Annotated in this window: 7 protein-coding genes; 1 reads left to right on the top strand and 6 read right to left on the bottom strand. The window is 65.9% G+C overall.

From position 1 onward, the window contains the following. The 6 genes from G3N61_RS37250 to G3N61_RS37225 form a co-directional block, all read right to left on the bottom strand. Nucleotides 1–812, bottom strand: an 812-nt coding sequence (locus G3N61_RS37250; protein ID WP_205824907.1) for a hypothetical protein, incomplete at its 3' end; no start/stop codon positions are given. 65 nt (nt 813–877) lie between these two features. Next, nucleotides 878–1621, bottom strand: a complete 744-nt coding sequence (locus G3N61_RS37245) for a hypothetical protein (RefSeq protein ID WP_205824906.1) — start codon at nt 1619–1621, stop codon at nt 878–880. A 47-nt stretch (nt 1622–1668) separates the two neighbouring features. Then, a complete protein-coding gene (locus G3N61_RS37240) occupies nt 1669–2406 on the bottom strand; it encodes a hypothetical protein (RefSeq protein WP_043191312.1) in 738 nt (245 codons plus the stop codon). Nucleotides 2407–2618: 212 nt separating this feature from the next. Continuing rightward, nucleotides 2619–3182 carry a barstar family protein gene (locus G3N61_RS37235; protein WP_043191315.1) on the bottom strand — a complete coding sequence of 188 codons (564 nt, stop codon included), beginning with the start codon at nt 3180–3182 and terminating at the stop codon, nt 2619–2621. A gap of 16 nt (nt 3183–3198) precedes the next feature. Then, the gene (locus G3N61_RS37230; RefSeq protein ID WP_043191316.1) at nt 3199–3630 is read right to left on the bottom strand and encodes a ribonuclease; all 432 of its coding nucleotides are present in this window, start codon (nt 3628–3630) and stop codon (nt 3199–3201) included. Between the two features lie 379 nt (nt 3631–4009). Further along, nucleotides 4010–6352, bottom strand: coding sequence for an NADP-dependent malic enzyme (locus G3N61_RS37225; protein WP_043191318.1), 2343 nt, complete (start codon nt 6350–6352; stop codon nt 4010–4012). A 135-nt stretch (nt 6353–6487) separates the two neighbouring features. On the opposite strand from G3N61_RS37225, the gene thiL reads away from it, so the two are divergent. After that, on the top strand, nt 6488–7125 hold a 638-nt coding region (gene thiL / locus G3N61_RS37220; RefSeq protein ID WP_346778607.1), incomplete at its 3' end, for a thiamine-phosphate kinase.

The raw sequence follows: 7125 nt of genomic DNA, 5'->3' as shown, positions 1-7125 counted from the left end.
GGCTCGATGTCGATGACGGGAGAAGCCTGGAGCGCCGACGCCAGCGCGTCGAGGTTGTCCGCGTCGAGCGCGAGCGCCGGTGCGAAGAACCGCAGCCTCGGGGCCGGCGGCGTCGCCCGGATCGCCTTGATCAGCGGGCCGCGATAGCGCAGGTTCATCATCATCTGGGCCGTCTGCACGATGGTGATCGGCCGGCCGTCATGCTGAAACGTGGCGGCATCCACCGTGTCGTTCCAGCCCTGGATGAAGCCGCCGGCGTCGATCCGCGTGTTCAGGTCGATCCAGCGCTGCTTCTTCGCATCCGCGCCGTCGCCCGATGCCTGCAGCGCCTCGGATGCATGGCTCACGTCGGCATCGTGCTTCGCCCGCCATGCCATGTAGCCGAGCGCGAACACCATGTTGTCCGGCAGGATGTCGTCGTCCTGCACCACGTCGAACAGGCGCCGCGGCGCCTGGTTCGCGACGAACGCCGGCGTCAGGATCCACACGCTCCCGTTGCGCAACGCGCCGGTCGTCCTGCCGAGCGCGGCGTCGCCGCTGTCGACCGCGATGCGCGTCAACAGACCGGCCTCGACCAGTTCGTCCAGTTGCGTCGCCAGTGCCGGCGACGCGTGAATCGCGCCGGCCACCGCTGCATACTGGCCGGGCGTCGAGCGCGTGCGCAGATCGGCAAGCAGCCGCTCGACGGCGACATGCGCCGCCGGCGAAGCCGTCATCGGAGCCGGTTCGGTCGCGCCGGCGTCCGCAACGACCGCGCCACCGATCGAAACAACGGCTGCGGCAACCAACAGCCCTCGCGTGAAGATCTTCATCGCTCGCTCTCCGTTCACACGCCCGGTGCGCCGGCGACGCGCGCCGACCGCCGGGATGCCATCGCTTACTGATCGGCTTCGCCGCCCGATTTGCTGATCGGGTCGAGCAACGCGTCGACCAGCGGCGACAGCACGTCACCCGGGGAACCCGTGAGCCAGCCCGTTTCGTTCGTGCCGTAGAGGTCGAGCTGCCCCGTCACCGTGCGGCTCATCGGCGCGTCGTCATAGACTTTCGCGATGCCCGTGAAATACGCCGTGATGAAGGTCGCCAGGGCCTTGTTGGTCTTCAGGCGCGGATTGCCGAGCTTCTCTTTCAGCGCGTTCACGCCGGGCTCGACGTCCACGACGCGGCACGAAAAATCGACCGTCGCGATCGACTGACCCTCGACGTATTCGTTGGGCTTCTGCGTCGAACCGGTGGCCTTGCATTCGGAACGGGCCAGCCCCTGCTGATACGACGTGATCGAGGCGCTGATCGGCCCGCGCAAGGCGGAACGGGACTTGGGCGGCATTCTCGCCAGCAAGCCGGTGACGAGGCGCTCGTGCATCGTGTCGCCGAGCTTCGAGACGGCCGCCACGTCGAGCGCGTCCTTGCCGTCGAAGCGCGTGCGCATCGCATCGTTGAACTGCGCCGCCTTCGCGACGTCGCCATTGACGAAGGCACCGAGATACAGGTCGGTGGTCTGCTCGGGCGTCAGCACCGCCGCATGCGCGGCACCGGCCACGACGAGCATGGACAGCACGGCCGCGCGGGTGGCGCGGAACAACGGAAGACGCGCGCCGCGGCGCGCATGAAGGGAAAGGTTCATCGGTCGGGTCATGAAGGGTTCGTATCGATCAGGCCGGCGTGGCAGCCTCATTGCTGGCTGGCGGCGACCGCCGCGACAACGGGGCCGGACAGCGCGTCGACGACGGGCTTCAGCAGGCTTTCGGGGCTGTCGGTCGTCCAGCCCTTGCTGTCCGAACCGACCATCTCCACCTGCCCCGTGATGCGCCGGGTAACCCGTGCGTCGTTGAACGCGCGCGCCACGCCGATGAACCCCGTCCGGGCCGCCGCGAAGCGCTGCTGATCGGTCTTCGCGTCCTTGCCGGCCGTCATGACCGCGTCGCTCGGTGGCGTGACGTCGGCCACCTTGCATTCGAAACTGACCGTGGCGAGTTCCTGCCCCTTCCCGCCTGCACGCGGCGTGCGCTTCGCACCGGTGGCCTTGCACTGCGAGCGCCGCAACGCGCCCGTGTACGCGACCAGCATCGAGTCGAGCGACGGCGCCAGCGCCTCGCGCCCGGCATCCGACATCGACGCCATCACCTGCCCAAGCATCTGTTCGCGCATCTCGCTGTACATGTCGGCCGGCAGCAGCATGTTCTTGGCATCCTTCGGATCGGCGGTCGCGCTTACCGTGGCGTTGAATTGCTCGACCTTGGCCGCGTCGTTGTTGACGATCGCGCCCAGATAAATGTCGAGGGTCTGTTCGGGGGTGAGCGACGCGGCCTGCGCGGCCAGCGGGATGCCGAGCGACAGGGCGCACGCGGCCAGCGCGTGCACGAGCGGGCGGCGCACGCGCGCGCGCGCCGCGAATCGGGTAGCGATCATGGGAAAACGGCCCTCTCTCGAATGATTGGTGTTGTGCGCCCGGCGCGGTGGCCGCGGCCGGGCTGACCGATTGTCGCGGAAAAAGGTGTGCGATGAAAGGTTTTTGTCGGGCCAGATGCCGTGCGCGCGACACGCGCGGACGCAAAAAAGCCCGCTCGAAGCGGGCTTTTTTTGACGGGGTTGCGCCGGATCGGCCGCTGGCCGACGCGCGCTTACGCGAACGAGTAGAACACGCGGAACGCGACCTTGCGCTCGGCCCAGAATTCGGCCGCCTCGCGGAACACGTCGAGCAGCGTCTCGCGCCCTTCCTTGTCGAACTTCTGTGCGATCGGCAGCCCTTCGAGGACGATCACGAAACCGGGCTGCGTGCCGGCCTTCGCGACGAGGTCGGTCAGGGAGTCGTACAGCGCGTCGTAGTTCTTCCCGAAATGCTTCGGGAACAGGAACGACGTCGCGATCGTTTCCATCACTTCCTGCTTCGACTGCGCGGCGCCGCAATACGCATACAGGAAATGCTGGCCGAGCCGGCCGGCTTCGTCGGCGAGATCCTGCACGCGGAACGCGCGGATCGACTGCACGAGATTGGGTCGCACGGTCGTGAAAAGGCTCATAGGCTCCTCGTTCGATGAAAGCCCGGGCTCGGCTTCCTGTTGCTCCGGCGTGCCGCCAGCCTGCGCCGCCGCGTGCAGTTGGATCACGCGCTGAAACAGATTGCCGTCGCCGGCTGCGAACAGTTCCGCCGCCGCCGTTTCGTGCGCGTAGATGGAGTCGCTCATGCCATTCGTCCCGAAGTCATTCAACAATACGTTTAAAACTGTTGTAGTGGTCGCCCGTGTAATAACAGTTGTCGATCCGGCGCAATGGCCCGCCACAGACGATCCGGCGCGCGCCGCGATTGCGGGCACGCGGCGTCGGTACCGTGTACTCATGGTAGTAGCCGCGCTTCGCTTTTGGCAGGATCCGCTCGCGGTTGCCAAACACGACGCCGTCTTTCTCGTACGGATAGGGGCCGCCGGCGCCGATCAGGCCCAGCGTGGTCACGGCCTCGCGCGGAAGACTGGCGGTCGGAATCGTATCGAGCCCGCTCGCCACCACATCGGCCGGTACGGCCTGCCGTGCGTAAGCGGCGGAAACCAGACTGCCCGTCGGCGTGCCGACGATACCCATCGCGAACATCGCGAAGACGGACGCGAGCGCGCCGTTGCGGAGCCACTTGCGTGCCATGAACCAGGGTTCCCGCTGTTAAATCAAGTAGTTGACGACCAACAAAGGCGTTAGCGTAGCGTTATTGGCCGCGCGAATCAATGTCCGTTTGGGAATCGAAAGCGTCGTGATACTCAGAATTGCGCATTTTTTACCGAAATCACACTACATTTATCTTACATAGGATAAAATGCGACCGGCATCTCTGGCGTGGCGAGACTCTGCCTCCTTGCCGCGCCTGCTACGTTGAGTGGAGAGAGGTGCTGATGTTGCTTGAGGGAAGCGCGTTTGCGCCCTACCCGCGGCGTGCCCATTGCGGGCACGCCTCTTTTTTGCTTTTGTTTACAATTTCGCCCGACGCGCCACGCCGGTTCGACCGGCCTGGCGCGTTCGTTTTGGCTCAGCGCGTGGCGTTCACGTCGGCGACCAGCAGCGCCGCCATGTTGACGATGCGGCGAACGGTCGCCGATTCGGTCAGCACGTGCACCGGCTGCGCAGCGCCCAGCAGGATCGGCCCGATCGCGATGTTGTTACCTGCGGCCGTCTTCAGCAGGTTGTACGCGATGTTCGCGGCGTCGATGTTCGGCAGGATCAGCAGGTTCGCTTCGCCTTCCAGCGTCGACTCCGGCAGGATTTCCTTGCGCAGCGCCGCGTCGAGCGCGACATCGCCGTGCATCTCGCCGTCGACCTTCAGCTCCGGTGCACGTTCCTGCAGGATCGCGAGCGTATCGCGCATCTTCTTCGCCGAAGGTGCGTTGCTCGTGCCGAAATTCGAGTGCGACAGCAGCGCGACCTTCGGCTCGATGCCGAAGCGGCGCACTTCTTCCGCGGCCATGATCGTGATCTCGGCCAGCTCTTCCGGGGTCGGATCGACGTTCACGTGCGTGTCGACCAGGAAAATCTGGCGGCCCGGCAGCACGAGGCCGTTCATCGCCGCGTACACGCTGCAGCCCGGGCGCTTGCCGATCACCTGGTCGATGAAGTGCAGGTGACGGTGCGTGGTGCTGATCGTGCCGCAGATCATCCCGTCCGCTTCGCCCTTCTTCACCAGCATCGAGCCGATCAGCGTCGTGCGGCGGCGCATCTCGACACGCGCGAGCTGCTCGCTGATGCCCTTGCGCGCCATCATCTTGTAGTACGTCTGCCAGAAGTCGCGGTAGCGCTCGTCGTGCTCGGTGTTGACGACCGTGAAATCCGTGCCCGGCGTCAGGCGCAGGCCGTAGCGCTGGATACGGTGCTCGATCACCGACGGGCGGCCGATCAGGATCGGCTTCGCGAGTTTTTCGTCGACGATGATCTGAACGGCGCGCAACACGCGCTCTTCTTCGCCTTCCGCGAACACGACGCGCTTCTTCTCTTCCGGCGCGGCGCGCGCGATCTGGAAGATCGGCTTCATCGTCGTGCCGCTGTGATACACGAACTGCTGCAGATGGACGCGATACGCCTCCATGTCCTCGATCGCGCGCGTCGCGACGCCGCCGTCCATCGCGGCCTGCGCGACGGCCGGTGCGATCTTCACGATCAGGCGCGGATCGAACGGCTTCGGAATCAGGTATTCGGGCCCGAACGACAGGTCCTGGATGCCGTACGCGGTCGCGACGATGTCGCTCTGCTCGTGCTGCGCGAGCTCGGCGATCGCGTTGACGGCCGCGATCTCCATTTCACGCGTGATCGTCGTCGCGCCGACGTCGAGCGCGCCGCGGAAGATGAACGGGAAGCACAGGACGTTGTTGACCTGGTTCGGGTAATCGGTACGGCCGGTGGCCAGCACCGCGTCCGGACGCACTTCGAGCGCGAGTTCCGGCAGGATTTCCGGCGTCGGGTTCGCGAGCGCGAGGATCAGCGGGCGCTCCGCCATGCCCTTCACCATCTCCTGCTTCAGCACGCCGGCGGCCGACAGGCCGAGGAAGATGTCCGCGCCGTCGATCACTTCGGCCAGCGTCCGCGCTTCGGTTTCGCGGGCGAAACGCTCCTTGTCCGGATCCATCAGCTCGGTGCGGCCCTTGTAGACCACGCCGGCCAGGTCGGTCACCGTGATGTTCTCGAGCGGCAGGCCGATGTCGACCAGCAGGTCGAGACACGCGAGCGCGGCCGCCCCTGCGCCGGACGCGACGAGCTTGACCTTCTTGATGTCCTTGTTGACGACCTTCAGCCCGTTCGTGACGGCCGCGGCCACGACGATCGCGGTGCCGTGCTGGTCGTCGTGGAACACCGGGATCTTCATCCGCTTGCGCGCTTCGCGCTCGACGATGAAGCAGTCAGGCGCCTTGATGTCTTCCAGGTTGATCCCGCCGAAGGTCGGCTCCAGCGCGGCGATCACGTCGACGAGCTTGTGCGGGTCCGACTCGTTCAGCTCGATGTCGAACACGTCGATGCCCGCGAACTTCTTGAACAGCACGGCCTTGCCTTCCATCACCGGCTTCGACGCGAGCGGCCCGATGTTGCCGAGACCGAGCACCGCCGTGCCGTTCGTGACGACGCCGACCAGGTTGCTGCGCGCGGTGAAGCGTGCCGCGTTCAGCGGATTCTCGACGATCTCCTCGCACGCGTACGCCACACCCGGCGAGTACGCGAGCGCGAGATCGCGCTGGTTGATCATCTGCTTGGTCGGGGCGATCGCGATTTTCCCGGGGGTCGGGAATTCGTGATAGTCGAGCGCGGCTTCGCGGAGCTTGGCTTTGGAGGAGGCTTGGGTAGACATGTGTCTCTTGGCGGGCGGATTAGAATGACTCTTCGACGGCATTGTAGCGCCAATCATCGGCCGCCAAACCGGCGATTCGGGTGCAACAGCCGCGACAAAAATGGGCAGAACGGTGCAGGAACGCCGCCGTTCGCCTCGTACAATGCCGTTCCTTCAATCGTTTCGGATCCGCCCGCCGTGCCAGCCGCCCTCTCCGAGTTTTCGCTGATCGAACGCTTCTTCACGCGCCGCGCTGCGCAGGGCGCACGTGCGTCGACGCTCGGCATCGGCGACGATTGCGCATTGATCACGCCCCGATCCGGGAAATTGCTGGCCATTTCGACGGACATGCTGGTGGAAGGCCGCCACTTCTTCCCCGACGTCGCACCCGACGCACTCGGCCACAAGACGCTCGCGGTCAACCTGTCCGACCTCGCCGCCATGGGCGCCGAACCGCGTGCCTTCACGCTCGCGTGCGCGCTGCCGCGTGCCGACGCGGCGTGGCTGGAAGCGTTCAGCAACGGACTGTTCGCGCTCGCCGAGCGGTACGGCTGCGAGCTGATCGGCGGCGACACGACAAGCGGCCCGCTGAACCTGTGCGTGACCGTATTCGGCGAAGTCGCGCCCGATGCGGCGCTGCGTCGCGACGCCGCGCGCGATGGCGACGACGTCTGGGTGTCCGGCACGCTCGGCGATGCGCGCGCGGGGCTCGGCTTCATCGGCCCGAACGGTGCCGGCAAGACGACGCTGCTCAAGCTGATTCTCGGCGAACTGAAGCCCGATGAAGGCACGGTGCGTATCGGCACCAACCTGCAGGTCGCGTATTTCGACCAGAT

It is taken from the genome of Burkholderia sp. Ac-20349, from assembly GCF_017104865.1.
Lineage (GTDB): Bacteria > Pseudomonadota > Gammaproteobacteria > Burkholderiales > Burkholderiaceae > Burkholderia > Burkholderia aenigmatica.
The sequence above is the reverse complement of the archived record's forward strand: the minus strand, read 5'-3'. Positions and strand labels throughout refer to the sequence as shown.